General features: G+C 63.1%; 13 protein-coding genes. 7 read left to right on the forward strand and 6 right to left on the reverse strand.

From position 1 onward, the window contains the following. The first annotated feature begins 19 nt into the window (after positions 1-19). Together OXT71_10075 and OXT71_10080 are read left to right on the forward strand one after the other, a co-directional pair. Positions 20-2,086: an SDR family oxidoreductase gene (locus OXT71_10075; protein ID MDE2926732.1), complete on the forward strand. Its 2,067-nt coding sequence runs from the start codon at positions 20-22 to the stop codon at positions 2,084-2,086. Next, entirely contained in the window at positions 2,013-2,525 is a 513-nt protein-coding gene (locus OXT71_10080; protein ID MDE2926733.1) for a sulfotransferase, read from the forward strand. The genes OXT71_10075 and OXT71_10080 overlap by 74 nt, the downstream gene beginning before the upstream one ends. Before the next feature lie 65 nt (positions 2,526-2,590). On the opposite strand, the gene OXT71_10085 is transcribed toward OXT71_10080, so the two are convergent. Continuing rightward, positions 2,591-3,238 (reverse strand): STAS domain-containing protein, encoded by a 648-nt coding sequence (locus tag OXT71_10085; protein ID MDE2926734.1) that lies wholly within the window; start codon positions 3,236-3,238, stop codon positions 2,591-2,593. 208 nt (positions 3,239-3,446) lie between these two features. Here OXT71_10085 and OXT71_10090 point away from each other — a divergent pair, with 208 nt between their 5' ends. The 4 genes from OXT71_10090 (at position 3,447) to msrA (ending at position 9,119) form a co-directional block, all read left to right on the forward strand. Next, positions 3,447-4,292: a phytanoyl-CoA dioxygenase family protein gene (locus OXT71_10090; protein MDE2926735.1), complete on the forward strand. Its 846-nt coding sequence runs from the start codon at positions 3,447-3,449 to the stop codon at positions 4,290-4,292. A 409-nt stretch (positions 4,293-4,701) separates the two neighbouring features. Next, positions 4,702-6,045 (forward strand): DUF1552 domain-containing protein, encoded by a 1,344-nt coding sequence (locus OXT71_10095; GenBank protein ID MDE2926736.1) that lies wholly within the window; start codon positions 4,702-4,704, stop codon positions 6,043-6,045. A 10-nt stretch (positions 6,046-6,055) separates the two neighbouring features. Continuing rightward, complete coding sequence (locus OXT71_10100; GenBank protein ID MDE2926737.1) at positions 6,056-8,401, forward strand: DUF1592 domain-containing protein; 2,346 nt, start codon at positions 6,056-6,058, stop codon at positions 8,399-8,401. Between the two features lie 61 nt (positions 8,402-8,462). After that, entirely contained in the window at positions 8,463-9,119 is a 657-nt protein-coding gene (gene msrA / locus OXT71_10105; protein ID MDE2926738.1) for a peptide-methionine (S)-S-oxide reductase MsrA, read from the forward strand. Positions 9,120-9,199: 80 nt separating this feature from the next. Here the strand turns inward: msrA and OXT71_10110 are convergent, their stop codons facing one another. From OXT71_10110 to vapB, 3 genes are read right to left on the reverse strand one after another with little or no spacing between them, the layout of a single operon-like run. After that, positions 9,200-10,042, reverse strand: a complete 843-nt coding sequence (locus tag OXT71_10110) for an aldolase/citrate lyase family protein (GenBank protein ID MDE2926739.1) — start codon at positions 10,040-10,042, stop codon at positions 9,200-9,202. Between the two features lie 21 nt (positions 10,043-10,063). Continuing rightward, a complete protein-coding gene (locus tag OXT71_10115; GenBank protein ID MDE2926740.1) occupies positions 10,064-10,465 on the reverse strand; it encodes a type II toxin-antitoxin system VapC family toxin in 402 nt (133 codons plus the stop codon). 8 nt (positions 10,466-10,473) lie between these two features. After that, the gene (gene vapB / locus OXT71_10120; protein MDE2926741.1) at positions 10,474-10,707 is read right to left on the reverse strand and encodes a type II toxin-antitoxin system VapB family antitoxin; all 234 of its coding nucleotides are present in this window, start codon (positions 10,705-10,707) and stop codon (positions 10,474-10,476) included. Positions 10,708-11,062: 355 nt separating this feature from the next. Here vapB and OXT71_10125 point away from each other — a divergent pair, with 355 nt between their 5' ends. After that, a complete protein-coding gene (locus OXT71_10125; protein MDE2926742.1) occupies positions 11,063-12,184 on the forward strand; it encodes a sialidase family protein in 1,122 nt (373 codons plus the stop codon). Positions 12,185-12,248: 64 nt separating this feature from the next. On the opposite strand, the gene OXT71_10130 is transcribed toward OXT71_10125, so the two are convergent. After that, positions 12,249-13,709 (reverse strand): DUF1501 domain-containing protein, encoded by a 1,461-nt coding sequence (locus OXT71_10130; GenBank protein ID MDE2926743.1) that lies wholly within the window; start codon positions 13,707-13,709, stop codon positions 12,249-12,251. Positions 13,710-13,955: 246 nt separating this feature from the next. Continuing rightward, positions 13,956-15,335, reverse strand: a complete 1,380-nt coding sequence (locus OXT71_10135) for a TIGR00366 family protein (protein MDE2926744.1) — start codon at positions 15,333-15,335, stop codon at positions 13,956-13,958. Positions 15,336-15,467 lie beyond the last annotated feature (132 nt).

The following is a 15,467-nucleotide window of genomic DNA, read 5'->3' on the forward strand; positions in this document are numbered from 1 at the left end:
ACCACTTGAGGAACAAGACGTGACTGAATTCTCCTCGCCCGACACCAAAATACCGCCGCTCGTCGGGACGCTGCCGCCGCAGTGTCAGAAGGACGTCGAGATCATGCGCCGGTCCATCCGCGCCGCGATCAGACAGGAGCCGCCGGCCGACCCGGTGTCCCCGGCCGATTTCCGAGAGGTCTTGCTGACGGGCGCGACCGGCTTCATCGGCCGGTTCTTTCTGCGCGACCTCCTGCAACAGAATCTCCGCCTGGTCGTGCACTGCCTGGTCCGGGCCGAAAGTGAGGAGCATGGATTCGAGCGCCTGCGCACCGCCCTGCAAGAGGCGGACCTCTGGGAGGACACGTTCGCTCCACGGATTCGCGCGGTGGCCGGGGACATGGGCCAAGTCCGATTCGGTCTGAGCCAAGCGGATTTCGATGGCTACTGCCGGCGGATCGACGCCGTCTATCATCTTGCAGCCGATATCAATCTCTCTTCCTCATACATGGCGATCCGGGAACTCAATACACTCAGTGTCGGCAATTTGATGGAACTCTGTCTGCGCAGGCGCTTCAAGCACCTGTTCCATGCCTCGACCATGGGCGTGTTTCCGCAGTATTTCTATTCCTTCGCACGCGAATTCAAAGACAGCCCCATCGGCCACCAGGCGCAACCGGATCTCGACATGATGAAGCGAGAGTTTCCGATTGGGTTTTTGGGCTATTCATGGAGCAAGCTGGCATCCGAGCAGGTCCTTCTGTTTGCGCAGCAGGCCGGATTGCCGTTGGCGATATTCCGGCTGCCGCATGTCAATATCTCCAGTACCGGTTACGTCCGGGCCAACGACCTGGCGGTGAAGATGTTTGCTGCCGCGCTGGAGGCCGAAACCATACCGGAAGGGCTCACCTTTCGATCCGGCCACGAGGCGGTCGATACGCTGAGCCGGGCCTGCACGGCCATCTCCTTGAATCCCGAACGGCGTTTCACCATCTACCATTGCTGCAACCCCCAACTGGATTATTACGACCTCGAATTCGCCGATTTCGGGACCTATTTGCCGCAGGTTTCCTACGAGTCGTTCAAGCGCGCCTGCCAGGCCATGGAGAACTCGGCCCTTCACGGACAATGGGCGGTGCTCGATCATTTTGCGAAGTATTGGTTCAGCCAGGACAAACCGCAGCACAGGTTGCCCATTTCGGACCGTGCGCTCCGGGAGGACTGTCCGCACCGGATCCAATGGCCGGGGGTGATGACCAAGCTTCGGCACTCCTACCAGTGGGTCATGGACCACCAATCGCAATGGCCCCATCCCATTTCACAGGGCCGCCTGGACTTCGACGGCCTGATCTCACGGGCGGAGCGCTACGCCGAGGACAACGGAGTCTCTTTCGATCAGGCGTATCCCCCCTGGATGTGTCGAAACCTGGAGCAATTGGTACGCGCTGTGCGAACTTCCGAGGTCAGACTGCTGGAGGACAAGCTTCCTGGGCTGGTCTTCGACTTCGGCCGTCTCTTGCGAAACAACGCCGCGTTTGCCCGGGAACGGATGCAGTACCCGGAAATCGAAAGGGAGGGGATCACGCGGCCGGTGTTCATCGTCGGGATCAACCGAACCGGCACCACCTACCTGCATCGCCTCATGGCGCGGGACCCGAGATTCTGGTCGTTGCGGGGTTATGAGTACGCCGAGCCGGTCTTGTCAAAGGAGGAATACGCCACGATCGGGGGTACAGGGGACGACCCCCGCCGGGCGCGGGTCGAGGAAATGCTCGAATCGTCCCGGGTGGTCGAAGTCTTCAAAGGGGTTCACGACTTCGACGTCGACGAACCGGCAGAGGACTTCCCGATCTTGAACATGGCCTTCGGCGCATGGACCTCCACCGTTCGATTTCATATTCCCGAATTCGGCCGGTGGCTGGCCGCCACCGGTTCGCGGCACGCCTATGCCCACCACCACCGATATCATGCAGCACTACAATTGGCAGCGTCGCCAACGACAGCCTGGCCACCACGGCCAATGGTTGTTCAAGATGCCCTTTCACCTCATGGAGCTGGAGACCCTGGTCGAGACCTATCCGGACGCCCTGTTCATCCAGACGCATAGAAGCCCCAGCCAGTTCATGGGGTCCTGGAGCAGCTTTGTGGAAAAGGCCCGCTCACTATCCGTCCATCCGCAGCCGCGGGAAAGCCTCGGTCCGGAGTTATTGGCATTTATGAGCGGAATGATGGAAAGGGGCGTGAATTTCCGGGAAGCCCATCCCGAACTGGAACATCGCTGGATGGACGTGAACTACGTCGATCTGGTGGAGGATCCGCTGGCCGTGGTGCACAGCATCTACGAGCGGTTCAACTGGCCATTGAAACAGTCGGTCCTGAACACCATGGACGATTGGCTTTTCCAGCAAGCGCAGTATCGCCGCAATCAGCCGAAACACCGCTACGATCTGGCGGACTACGGCTTGACGTCCGAGGAGGTCAACGCTGCTTTTTCGGGATACTGGGACTTTCTCACGCGCAGGGGAATTCGCAAACCCGATGCGTGATCCGGAGGCGCAAGCGCCGTTCCACGGCGTTTCAAATCACTTCGGCGCGACCGGCAGCGTTGCCGTTAGTCCGTCTTTGCGATGACCTCGTCCAACGCCTTCTCAGCCGAGCTGAACATCTCCTCAAGAATCTTTTGGCGCCGGGTCCTCAAACGCTCGACGAACCGCCACAGGGCATTCGTAATTCCGGCGATCGCCGCCTCCCGTGCCTGGAGGGAGAGGGTTCGGTCGTGCTTGTATTCGTATTTTTCGATCGTGAAATTGGCAATATCCCGGATGTTCTCTCCGACGATATCGAAGTTGACCGAGCGCTTCGTTGGGATGGTGCTGGCCGCCTGAGTTGCCGCCCGGTCGCTTTCGAAGCCGGTCACCCCCGTGATGGCTTCGATTGCCGCCCCCTGAGATTCGTGAAGCGGGATAATCTGATCAAAGCCGCTGACGGTGACGATGTCGCGGATCGAACTGGAGAGGTTGCAGATGCCGAAGGCCTTTCCCGGTTCGTTGAACTTCTTGGCAATGACCAGGCAGACGCGAAGTCCCGCGCTGCTGATGTAGCCCAATCGTGCAAAATCCAGAATCAGGGCGCCCTCTTCGGGATCGATACCGGACTCCAGGATGTTTTGGCATTCGAGATAGTTGGTTCCGTCAATGCGTCCGACCGGCATCGCGATCAGAATTCCTGATCTCCGGCTCCATTTGATTAATGGTGGCATGGTTTTCTCCTTGAAGTCTTCGGGGTTAGATACGATCACATCATAGCACCTGCCCCGGCCGACTCATACCCACAATCGAGCCCGACGCCAAGCGGAATCCGCAGCGCTTGTCTGCCGTGTCCGGTTCTGATATCGAATGGATGTCCGGCACGAGAGTCATTTCCTTCGATGTGCCACGGGCGCGCGAGTCGCCGGGGAGTTGGACAGAGTGGAACCCAGTTGTCTCGACTATCGCCTCACCGCGAAGGAACGACGAAAGTTCGAACAGGAGGGTTATTTCATCGTTCCCGATGCCCTGCCGGCGTCGTTGGTCGGCGATCTGGCGGCGGTAGTCGACCGGCTCGATTGCCGGCATCGCCAGACAAACGGCATTGATGCCGGAGAGATGATCCATATCCTGGATTTCATCGGACGCGACGACCTGTTCCTCCGGTTGCTGGATTGGCCCCTGACGTTTCCCAAGGTGTGGGGGATCCTCGGCTGGAACATCCAGCTCTACCACACCGACATGGTCATTACCCCGCCCGGAAGGGTTCGACCGCCCGGGAAGAAACGGCTGGAGTGGCACCAGGACAGCGGCCGCCTGAACCTGGAATTGGAAGGTGACCCGCGGCCCAGGGTTTCGCTGAAGATCGGCTTCTTCCTCACGGACACGTCGCAACCCGGTTGCGGCAACTTCACCATCGTGCCCGGAAGCCACCGCCGCAACCGATTGCCCCTGCCTGACGACGGTGTCTCCGACCCGCCCGATGCCCTGACCGTCTGCGTCCCGCCGGGGACTGCGGTCTTCTTCGACCGGCGGCTCTGGCACTCGGGTAGTCCCAACGATTCGGACTGGACGCGGAAAGTCCTGTTCTACGGTTACAGCTACCGCTGGCTCAGGCCGCGGGACGACATGACCGTGGATCACCTGATGGATCGCTGCGGCCCCATTCGCCGGCAGCTCCTGGGCGCCGGCACCGGCGGCATGGGTTACACCTCGCCCGGACCCGAGGATGTTCCCCTCAAGGCCTGGATGGAACGGCATCTGCCGCCGGAGGCCGTGCCCGATTAGCTGTTGCCCGGCCGCGGGACGCTGGCGAAGGTCGTAGTGAAAGGGTAGGGGATTATAAAGACAGTTTGACGTCCCTGATAGTGACGCCCCCATGGGGTATACTGTCCGCGGAGTAATTGGCACTATTCAGTTCCTGGGGCATGAAGGCGGATGAGAAGATGGATTTTGCTTCGCCAGTTCCGCCAGTCCCGAAACGAAACACACACGGCCGGGGATATTGCCGTGGGCGGCAGAACGTGGGGCGTTGGCCCGAGCGTGCCGCCGGAACTGTAGAGGCTGGGGTCAACCAGTCTTTATAATCCCCAAAGGGTATACTGTCGGTTATCGTGTCGACGGCGCTGCTCGTGCCCGAGTAACGTGATCCGTCGGACCGCGTGAAGGCAAAGGACGTTTTCTCCGGGGATTGACCATGTTGCAAAATCGTCGATCATTTCTGAGGGCCGCCGGGGTGGGCCTGGCTCTCCCGTGGCTGGAGTCGATTCCCGGCGTGGTGGCCGCGCCGGCGGGAGACGTTGCGGCCGGAGTCCCAATCCGGTTCCTGGCGACTTTCTTTCCCCTGGGCGTCAATACACATGAATGGGGCGCCTCCGGAGAGGGTTCGACCCTCGCCCTCAAGCCGACCCTGGAGCCCCTCCGGCCGATCCAGCACAAGGTCAACATCCTGCAGGATCTTTCCCATCCCCACTTGAAGAAGCTGAGGGGACACGCCGGGAAGGTGGCCTCCTTGTACACCGGCGAGCCGGGCGGACGGGACCACAGCCGTGCCGGGATCTCCATCGATCAGCACATCGCCAAACGGATCGGGCACCAGACCGAGTTTCCGTCTATGGCGCTGGGCATCGCACCCTCCAGAAACCGCCGCGGGTTCTACGACTCCGCCGTTTCCTGGGTGAGCGCCGACAAGCCCTTGGCCAAGGAGATCGATCCGGCCATGACCTTCGACGCCCTCTTCGGCGACAAGTCGTGGCTGAAGCGGGACCGGAGCGTTCTGGATCTGGTCCTGGATCAGGCCAAGACTCTGGAGCAGCGTCTGAGCGCCCAGGACAGCCAGACCCTGTCGGAGTACTTCCAGGGCATTCGGGAGTTGGAGCAGCGCATCGCCCGCCTCGACCGGGACAAGGCCGATTGGCAGCGACAGCAGCAGTCGGAAGCCGGCTCAATCTCCCGCCGCTTTCATCCGGAAGATCCCCGGGGGGCGGGGGAGACGCCCGACTTCGCCCTCTATCAGCCGGAGAACTTCCGTGAGCACACCCGGCTCATGCTGGACCTGATCGTGCTGGCGCTACGGATGGACAAGACCCGGGTCGTGAGCTTCATGTTCGACAGCTACGGACCCAAGTACAGCGACTTCAGCTTCATTCCCGGAGTGCGGGGAGAATGGCACGCCCTGAGCCACCACAAGGAGACCCCCAGCTCTCTGCACCAGTACCACCTCATCAACCGCTGGCATGTCTCCGAGTACACCTATCTGCTCCAAAAGATGGACGAGGTGAGGGAAGGGGAGGGAACCCTGCTGGATCATTCCATGGTCATGATCGGCTCCGGCATGTGGGACGGGAACCGCCACACCTGCGAACAGTATCCGATCCTGTTGGGCGGCAGCGCGGGCGGCCGGATCAAGACCGGCCGAGCCATCGATTTCCAGGGCGGATCCATGTCCGGACTCTTCCTGTCGCTGGCCGAGAACATGGGAGCGCCCATGGACCGGTTCAAGGAAGCCACCGAGTCTCTCGGTTCCACGCTTTCCGGTTGAGGAGGCCGTCATGACGTCCGTCTCCGGACGTTGCTCATCCCGCATCCGAATCCTCGGAATCCTGTGGGTTCTGCTCATGGGCGTGGCGGGACCGGCCGCGCTGGGCCGGCAGGCTCCGCCGCCGGGGGATTGGGACGCCAAGATCCACAGCCTCTTCAGCCGTTACTGCCAGAGCTGCCACGGCGAGAATAATCCGCAAGGCGGGCTGCGCCTGGACCGGTTCGAGAACGCCCTCCGGGGCAGCGACAGCGGCCGGGTGATGGTTGCCGGAAATTCAGCCGGGAGCCGTCTGATCCGGCGTCTCAGCCTGCCTCCGGACCATCCCGAGACCATGCCTCCCCAAGGCCTTCCCCGGCCCACGGCTGAGCAGATTGCCATGCTGGCCGACTGGATCGACCGAGCGTCCTCCTGGCCGGAACCGGCGGACCTATCGGCGGAGAAAGCCTCCGAGCCGGAAATTCCCTATGCCGAGCTTCAGGGACCCGCATCGGAGTTGAAGTTTGCCGAGCACATCCACCCCTTCCTGAAGCACTACTGCTACGGCTGTCACGACAATGCGACGCGGGAAGGGGGGCTCGACCTGCAGGAAAGCGTCGAACAACGGTTCGACGACGAACTGCGGAAGTGGCACAAGACCTGGGGCGGCGTGGCGCGGGCCCTCACCACCGGCTCCATGCCTCATCCCGCCCAGAAGCACCAGCCGTCGGAACAGGAGCGGGAACTGTTCGCCATCTGGTACGAGCGGGCTTTGGAAGAGCGGGTGACCCCCGAATCTTCCCGGCCCAGCAATGCCCGCCTGCGGCAGTTGACTCCCTTCGAGTACGACAACACGGTTCGCGACCTGACGGGGCTCGACCTGGACCTGAGCCGGCTCACTCAGCCGGGGGGCGTGGCCAGCGATGGCGGTTTCGCCAATCGGGGTCACGAGATGCAGTTGTCACCCACCAAGCTGGCGCGTTACATGAAGGCGGCGGACAGGATCGCGTCCCACGCCGTTCTGGACCCGGACCAGGGCCTCCGATTCGGGCCGCCGGCTGCTTCCGAATCGCCGGAGCCGCTTCCCGCGGACGAATGGCGGATCCGGGCCCTCCACCACCTGCTGGCCTTCGCCGAGCGCGCCTGGCGCCGGCCGTTGCGAGAGGACGAAGCCGGGCGTCTGACCACTTTTCTGGACGGCCGGATCCGTGAAGGAATGGACCGCCAGGCGGCTGTGAGGAAGGGGATTCAGGGGATACTGTCCTCTCCCCAGTTCGTCTATCTGGCCGAAGTGCACGGTTGGGAGAGGAAGATCATCAACTGGAGCGACAAGAAACGAAAGCCGTCGAAGGCCACCGGGCCTCTGCTCCATCATGCGGTGGCGTCGCGCTTGTCCTACTTCCTCTGGTCGGGTCCGCCCGACTGGGAGTTGATCCGGCTGGCGTTGGAGGAACGGCTTCACGACAGTCAGGTCCTCGAGACGCAGGTGAAGCGCATGCTGCGCGATCCCCGGGCGGCGGCTCTGGCCACCCAGTTCGCGGGCCAGTGGCTCAAGTTCAACAAGGTGAAGGACCACCTGGACGTCTCTCGGGAGGAGTTCCCCCGCTTCTCCGAGACCCTTCAGGCTTCCATGTACGGGGAGATTCGCAGTTTCGTCGAAGAGATCATTCGGCAGGACCTGAGCATCCTGAATCTCCTGGACTCCGATTTCACCTTCGTCAACGCCGAGCTCGCCGATTTCTACGGCATGAAGGGGATCGAAGGGGACTCTTTCCGGAAGGTCTCGTTGTCCGAGAGCGACGGCCGCGGCGGCCTGCTGGGCATGGCGGGCATCCTGAGCCTCACCTCCCACCCGAATCGCCGGAGCGCCATCGAGCGCGGCGCCTACATTCTGGACGAGGTCCTGGGGACACCCACGCTGCCGCCTCCGGTGGAGACGGGCAAGCTGGAGGACTCGCAAAACGGGAACGCGGCCGAGATGAGCTTGCGCGAAGTGATGGCGGCCCACCGGCAGGACACGCGCTGCGCCGGATGTCACAACCGTATCGATCCACTGGGGTTGGCGCTGGAGGAGTTCGACGCCATCGGACGCCGCAGCCGGGAACCGGTGGAAGACCCGGACCCGTTGCCCGACGGCACCGTCGTTCGCGGATTGAAGGATCTGAAGCAGTACCTGCTCCAGGAACATCGGAGGCGGACCTTCGTCCGGAACTTCGCCGAGAACCTGGTCGTATACGCCTTGACGCGGGAGCTCCAGTCCGGCGACTTCTATGCCGTGCTGTCGGCCCGCCGCGCGCTGGAAGAGAGTGACTACCGGATCTCCGCCGCGGTCACGGCGATCGCGACGAGCGACGTTTTCCTGCGGCGGTCCGAAGAATAGGCGGAGGGTTGGAGACTGCATCGCCGGTGCCGGTTAGGCACGGCGGCAGGCGGGAGAGAATATGGTCTTTTGGGACTTTTCCAGCAAGCTCAGAATGCCGAAACCGGAGGATGCGCTCCCCGGCCGGAATGCTTCCATGCCGGTTCCCGCCCGGCATTTTGTCTTGGACACGCCCCTGCTCCCTCCGTTCCCGCGCAGGATGGAATCGGCTCTCTTCGGACTGGGGTGCTTCTGGGGTGCGGAGCGGAAGTTCTGGGAGGCTTCAGGGGTCTTTTCCACATCCGTGGGCTATGCGGGGGGCTTCACGCCCAACCCCACCTACCAGGAGGTGTGCAGCGGACTGACCGGTCACAACGAGGTGGTCCGGGTCGTCTTCGATCCCACGCGGACCAGCTTTGGAGAGATGCTCCGCATCTTCTGGGAGAATCACGATCCGACCCAGGGCATGCGCCAGGGCAACGACATGGGGACCCAGTACCGTTCCGGAATCTACACCGGTTCGAATCGCCAGAATGACTTGGCCGCGGCCTCCAGGGACGCCTTCCAGCAGGAACTGACCGCCGCCGGATACGGTCCGGTCACCACCGAGATCCTGCCGGCTCCCGATTTCTACTACGCCGAGGACTACCACCAGCAGTACCTGGCCAAGAACCCTGCCGGCTACTGCGGTCTGGGAGGAACGGGGGTCCGCTGTCCCGCCGCCGTGGAGCGGGTGTAGAAGGGGGGGACTTCAATCGCCCATGCGCCGCATTGGACGATGTTCCAAGAATCGGCGGTTAGGAAACCGCCGCCCCGCTCCTATCCTTGCCTGATGTTCGCCCGGTAGTCGTCCAATAGCGCGGCGGCTCCGGTCCGGATGAACCCCAACTCCGACTCCGCTTCGAAGAACGTAGCCCCCTTGCGGGCCCACTCGCCCGCGGCGGCTCCTCCGGAGGGCGTGGTGCCGAAGGCCACGCCGTACTTCTTGCAGAGCGCCAGCACCGCCTCCATGGGGCCCCGCACCGCGGGATGGTCGTAGTCGCCCGGATGTCCGAACTCGATGGAGGTGTCTCCGGGGCCCACGTAGCACATGTCGACGCCGGGCAGGCTCAAAATCTCCTCGGCGTTCTCATATCCGCGTACCGTTTCCAGGTGGACCACCACCGCGGTCTCCCGGTCCTGCTCGTCCATCCAGCCCTGCCAGTCGGTGACTTCCCGGTAGCCGCTGTTGCCCCATCCCGGCGCCACGGCCCTGGTTCCCGCCGGTGGGAATTTGAGGTAGCTCAGCAGCCGTTGGACCTGCTCCCGGGTCTCGGTCCGGGGCAACTGGATGCCCACCACTCCCGCTTCCAGGAGTTTCGAGACCTCCTGCCGCTCCAGTTGGGGCGTCTTGGCGATGGGGGGCAGACCGTTGTCGCGGGCGGCCAGGATGGTGTCGGCCAAGTCCTGCAGGTCGAAGAGGCTGTGCTCGTACTCGATGTAGACGAAGTCGAAACCCGCGTGCCGGAAGAGCTTGATGAGGGACGGATGGGCGTACGCCTCCAGCATGGGGCCGATCAGCACGTCACCCCGCTTGAGCCGGGCCTTGAGGTGCCGCCCCGGCCCTCCCTCCGGGTACCAGGGGTTGTCGATTCCGTTGCTGGTCTTGCGATGTTCAGCCATTCGCCCTCCCTGTAGCGTGTATTACGCGATCCAGTTTTCGATCTTGAGGCCGGGCACTCTGGCGAAGTGCTTCCGATTTTTGGTGACCAAAACACAGCCGATGCTCAGAGCGTGCGCGGCGATCATGGCGTCATTGCGGCCGATCGGTTTCCCGATCTTCAACAACTCTGCCTGGAGCACAGCAAATTCTTCCGCTGCCGTTGCATCCCATGCCATGATGCGGTTCAGTCGATCGCAGAACAACCGGATAGCGAGTCGATACCTGTTGGGCCGTCGGGTTCGTTCAGCACCCAGTCTCAATTCAGCATATGAGATGGCGGATATGGAGATTTCCGCGCCCGAATGCGCCTTTGCCTGAAGGGTCCCCAAGAGCCGGGGGTTTCTGACTCGAATAACATAACTGCAGATGTCGGTATCCAACATATACCGCATCAAAACTTGACTCGTCGACCATCCATCAGTTCGGGTCTTTCCGCCATGAATTCGTCGCCCACGGAAGGTGCTTCTTCCGCGTAGGATTGCCAGGTCTTGCGGATGGGCACGAGAATCAGGGCCTCCCCCTCCTTCCGCATGATCACCTGATCGACTCCCTCGAAACGAAACGCTTTGGGGATCCGAACGGCCTGACTGCGACCGTTCCGAAACAGCTTGGCAGTGATTTCCACAGCGATACCTCGACTTAGGGCCTACATTGTCTCCAACCAAGTGTGGTATATCACGGGCATATTCTAAGCGGCAAGGACAGTCCTTCAGGAGCGCTTGCGGTCCGCAGGATCTGATGGGGTACGCAACATCCACAACAACCTCAAACGTTTGCGCCAAGAGAAACATTGAATCACGGAATTGATTGCAATCGGGTTCAACTGGTGAGATCGCTCCGTAAACGGACGCCTGATTTCGAACCGTCACGCCTTCCGTCCGCGACGCTTTCCGGTTCGCGTCGCCACGTCTGATTTTCGCTGCCGGCTGCTATACTGGCGCCTCTCACACCACCACAGAATCCAAAGGGGAGCAGACTCCATGAATCGAAGGGAAGCACTTCAAGCCGGTGCGGCCTCACTGGTCCTGCCGGCGCTGACTCCTCACCTTTCCGCACATACCGACGGGGGGCCGTCCGTCAGTCGAGTGCGGACGGCTATCCAGAAGGTCTGCGCCTGGCCCAACCTGAAGCGGCTGGAAGACGGAACCCTGGTGGCTTTCATTTACAACCAGCCCTGCCATGGCCTCTGGGAGGGGGACCTCGACTGTTGGGCCAGCGAGGATGACGGCCGCACCTGGCGCTTTCGCAGCCGGCCTGCCGTGCATGAGCCGACCACGGCCCGGATGAACTGCGCCGCCGGGTTCGCCGCCAACGGCGATCTGATCGTCCTCTGCAGCGGTTGGGCGGACCGGGCACCCCAGGGGGTCCTCAGCGGGCCTCACCGGCGAGTCGTTCGAGCCTGGGTTTGCCGCTCCTCCGACGGAGGCCGGACCTGGGAGGTGAGCCACGACTTTCCCGCACCACCGGACTCGCCGGCCGGCCGGGACAATGAGTTCATCCCGTTCGGCAATATTCGCATCGCGGACGACGGATCTCTGTGCGCGGCGGTCTACCTCCGGCGGGACAACCTGCGTGAATCCTACCTGCTTCGCAGCCGCGACGACGGTTGGACCTGGGGCGAACACGTGCCCTTGAATCCCGTGGGGAACGAGACTGACATTATGCATCTGGGGGGAGGGCGCTGGTTGGCCGCATCACGAGAATTCAAAGAGAGCCGCGACGTTCATTTGGAACTGTTCGTCTCCAGCGACAACGCGCGCACCTGGCAGCGAAAGATGCCGCTGAGTCTGCCCATGCAGGTGACGGGCAACCTGGCCGTTCTCTCAGGCGGCCGCGTTCTCCTCAGCTACGGGAACCGCTGTTGGAACAACTTCGGCGTGGACGTCCGGCTCAGCGAGGACCACGGAAAGACCTGGAGCCCGCCCATTCGCATCGCGGATTGTCCCCGGCGCGACTGCGGGTATCCCAGCACTGTCCAGCTCTCCGACGGCCGGGCGGTCACCGCCTACTACACGCAGGTCTCGGAAGACTTCCACTACGAGATGCGCGTCGCCACGTGGCGACCCGGGGACTACACGGCGTCGGGTCGGCCGCGTTCGTAGGCAAACCGGGAAGCCGGCGAGCTGCCGGCAGGGGGACCCTGCTCACCCGGGCTCGTCGCCTGCTTCAGGCCAGGAAGTCCTCCACCACCCTTCCGTGGATGTCGGTCAGCCGGTGGTGCCGGCCCTGGAACTTGAAGGTGAGCCGGGTGTGGTCGATGCCCAATGCATGGAGAACGGTGGCCTGGAAGTCGTGGACGTGCACCGGGTCCCGGGCCACGTTGTAGCCGAAGTCGTCGGTCTCCCCGTAGACGGCGCCGGCCTTCATGCCGCCGCCGGCCATCCACATGGTGAAGCACCGGGGGTGATGGTCGCGGCCGTAGTTGTCCTCGGTGAGCTGGCCTTGGCAGTAGACCGTCCTTCCGAACTCGCCGCCCCAGATCACCAGGGTCTCCTCCAGCAGTCCCCGTTGCTTCAGGTCCGTGACCAGCGCGGCGCTGGCCTGATCGGTGGCGGCGCACTGCTCCCGGATGGCGCTGGGGAGGTCGAGATGCTGATCCCATCCCCGGTGGAAGAGTTGCACGAAGCTCACCCCCTTCTCGCTGAGGCGGCGGGCCAGCAGGCAGTTGGCGGCATAGGTCCCGGGTGTCCGGGAGTCGGGACCGTAGAGATCGAAGGTGCGCTCCGGTTCCTGGGAAAGGTCGGTCAACTCGGGGACCGAGGCCTGCATCCGAAAGGCCATTTCGTACTGGGAGATCCGGGCGGCGATCTCGGGATCGCCCAGGGAATCCATCCGGATTCGGTTCAGCTCTCCGATACCGTCCATCATCCGGCGCCGGGTTGCCGGGTTGATCCCCGGAGGGTTGGAGAGATAGAGCACCGGATCGCCGCCGCCCCGAAACTTGACGCCCTGGTGGCTGGAGGGGAGGAAAGCGCTTCCCCACATCCGGGACATGATGGGCTGCATGGCCCGGTTCTCCCCCTTGGAGACCAGGACCACGAAACTGGGCAGGCTTTCGTTCTCGCTGCCCAGTCCGTAGCTCAGCCAGGCGCCCATGCTGGGCCGGCCCGGCTGCTGGCTCCCGGTCTGAATGAAGGTCATGGCCGGATCATGGTTGATGGCTTCGGTATGGACCGTCTTCACCACCAGCAGGTCATCCACGACTCGGGCCGTGTGAGGCAGCAGTTCGCTGACCCAGGTCCCGGATTGGCCGTGTTGGGCGAACCGGAAAAGGGAGGGGACCACCGGGAGCTGAGCCTGCTGAGACGTCATTCCGGTGATGCGCTGTCCCATCCGGATGGACGCGGGCAGCTCGGTGCCTCTCAACTCGTGGAGTCCCGGTTTGTAGTCGAAGAGGTCCAACTGGGAGGGTCCGCCCGACTGGAAGAGAAAGATCGCGCGCTTGGCGCGGGGAGCGAAGTGGGGCAGGCCGGGCAGTCCCCGTTGCCCCGAGCCGGTGTCCCCGGAGCCGGCCGCCAGTCCTGGGCGGAGCAGGGTGGCCAGCGCCGCCGTTCCCACACCGAGGGTAGTACGGGAGAAGAAATGCCGCCGCGTCCACTGCGGATGAAGCGTTAGATTAAAGTTCACCGGCCGTTTCCTGGTGAGGCCATGGAATGATCTGTACAGGTCGAGTCTATTCGTGGACGCGGGTGCCGGTCAACGACAGGAGGGGGGACAGTCTTGTCCCCCGTGTTCTTCTTCTTGGTTTCTGTGCGATTCGGCGGCTGGAAAGGGTAGAGTCCGGAAATCGTAGAGGAGGGACTGCCGTCCCCCCTACCCCCCAACCGGCGGTAGGAAAACCGCCGGTCCTGGCGACAGGAAACCGCCGCTTCCCTAGAGCCGGATGGGGATCAGCAACATGGCGATAAGGCTGAAGCAGAAACAAACCAGGCCCACCAGCGAGGAATACCCCACAACGTCCCCGAAACGCATCCGCATCAGCGACAGGATCGGGATGGCCCAGAAGGGCTGGATCAGGTTCGTCGTGGTGTCGCCGTAGGAATACGACAGCAGAATCGTGGTCACGGACACGCCAAGCTCCTCGCCGGCGGGAATGAGGAATGGGGCCTCGATCATCCACTTGGAACCTCCCGAGGGGACGAAGAGATTCATGAAGCCGGAGTAGACATAGATCACGATGGGATAGGTGTCGGCGCTGGCCAGCCTGGCGAACAAGTCGCCCAGCCAGGCGCCCAGCGTGGTGTTGTTCATCACTCCGAAGATGCCGGCATAGAACGGGAACTGCAGGATGATGCCCCAGGTTGCGCCGGCGCCCTTGCGGCAGGCCTGGACGAACGAATCGGGACGCCCGTGCAGCAGCAGGGCCGCTCCCAGAAAGAGCATGTTGTAGCCGTTGATGGTCCAAGCCGTCCCGAATCCGCGGGTCACGATCGTATGGCCCAGGGGATAGAGGATCAGGACGACCGCCAGCGCGATCCAACCCCTGAAACGTTCCAGAGTCCCCGCCGGCGTCGAGATCCTTTCCGGAAGCAGGGGAGGCTGCGGCAGGATGGCCTCCACCCGTTCGCGGGTGAGCGTGACCCGCCCTCGCTTGGGATGCAGCAGCAGGAGTGTCGCCAGGCCGACGGTGGCAATGCCGAACATGTAGACCAGGTTGAAGGGGTTGAACAGGGTCTGGGTGACTGGAAACAGGCGATCGACGACCGGCTGGCCCGTGGCCGGTTCCAGCAGTGGGTTCCCAGGAGTTGCCATGATGAGGGGCGCCGAAGCGGACAGTCCGCAGTGCCACACCGTCCCCATTCCCAGGTAGGCGCCGACGACGAGAATCCGGACGTCCGCGTTGGGATTGTGACGGCAGAGGAAGGGAATGAAGAGGGCCCCGGCGACAATGCAGAAGGCCCAGTTGAGGTATCCGGTGACCAGTGAGAAAAGGCCCGCAAGGAACACGGCCTGAAGCGGCCGCGCGGGATCCGGAATCCGGGCGATGCGGTCCAGCAGACGGTAGGCCGGCCGCGACGACACGCAGGCGTGGGAGGCCACCATGGCGATGGCGAATTGCATCGCCAGCTCCAGCAGGGTCCACATGCCCGTCCCCCAGGCCAGGACCGCCGCCTCCACGCCCACACCGGCTCCGGCTACCGCCAGCAGCAGGGCCGCGGCCGTCAGAAACATGCAGATGACCCATGAATCGGGCACCCAGCGTTCGGTGAAGCGGGAGAGCGAAGCGCCGAGATGTCGGAACCATTCGATCATGAACTGAAGTCTGACCGATTTCGCTGAGTGACGGCGCCGCAGGCCATGGCAGCGCGTCAGGCGTTCCCGGCCGGCGCGGGGCCGCGGTGCCGGGGGCCCGGCCCCGGCCGGGGGGGTTAGTGAACGAAGTAG

The sequence above is a fragment of the Acidobacteriota bacterium genome, assembly GCA_028874215.1.
In the GTDB taxonomy this organism is placed as follows: Bacteria; Acidobacteriota; UBA6911; order RPQK01; family JAJDTT01; genus JAJDTT01.

Bases quoted from the DNA above. Each gene is read 5' to 3' on its own strand.
- OXT71_10080 (MDE2926733.1), top strand. From the start codon at position 2,013: ATGCCCTTTCACCTCATGGAGCTGGAGACCCTGGTCGAGACCTATCCG.
- OXT71_10085 (MDE2926734.1), bottom strand. From the start codon at position 3,238: ATGCCACCATTAATCAAATGGAGCCGGAGATCAGGAATTCTGATCGCG.
- OXT71_10095 (MDE2926736.1), top strand. From the start codon at position 4,702: ATGTTGCAAAATCGTCGATCATTTCTGAGGGCCGCCGGGGTGGGCCTG.
- OXT71_10100 (MDE2926737.1), top strand. From the start codon at position 6,056: ATGACGTCCGTCTCCGGACGTTGCTCATCCCGCATCCGAATCCTCGGA.
- msrA (MDE2926738.1), top strand. From the start codon at position 8,463: ATGGTCTTTTGGGACTTTTCCAGCAAGCTCAGAATGCCGAAACCGGAG.
- OXT71_10110 (MDE2926739.1), bottom strand. From the start codon at position 10,042: ATGGCTGAACATCGCAAGACCAGCAACGGAATCGACAACCCCTGGTAC.
- OXT71_10115 (MDE2926740.1), bottom strand. From the start codon at position 10,465: ATGTTGGATACCGACATCTGCAGTTATGTTATTCGAGTCAGAAACCCC.
- OXT71_10125 (MDE2926742.1), top strand. From the start codon at position 11,063: ATGAATCGAAGGGAAGCACTTCAAGCCGGTGCGGCCTCACTGGTCCTG.
- OXT71_10135 (MDE2926744.1), bottom strand. From the start codon at position 15,335: ATGATCGAATGGTTCCGACATCTCGGCGCTTCGCTCTCCCGCTTCACC.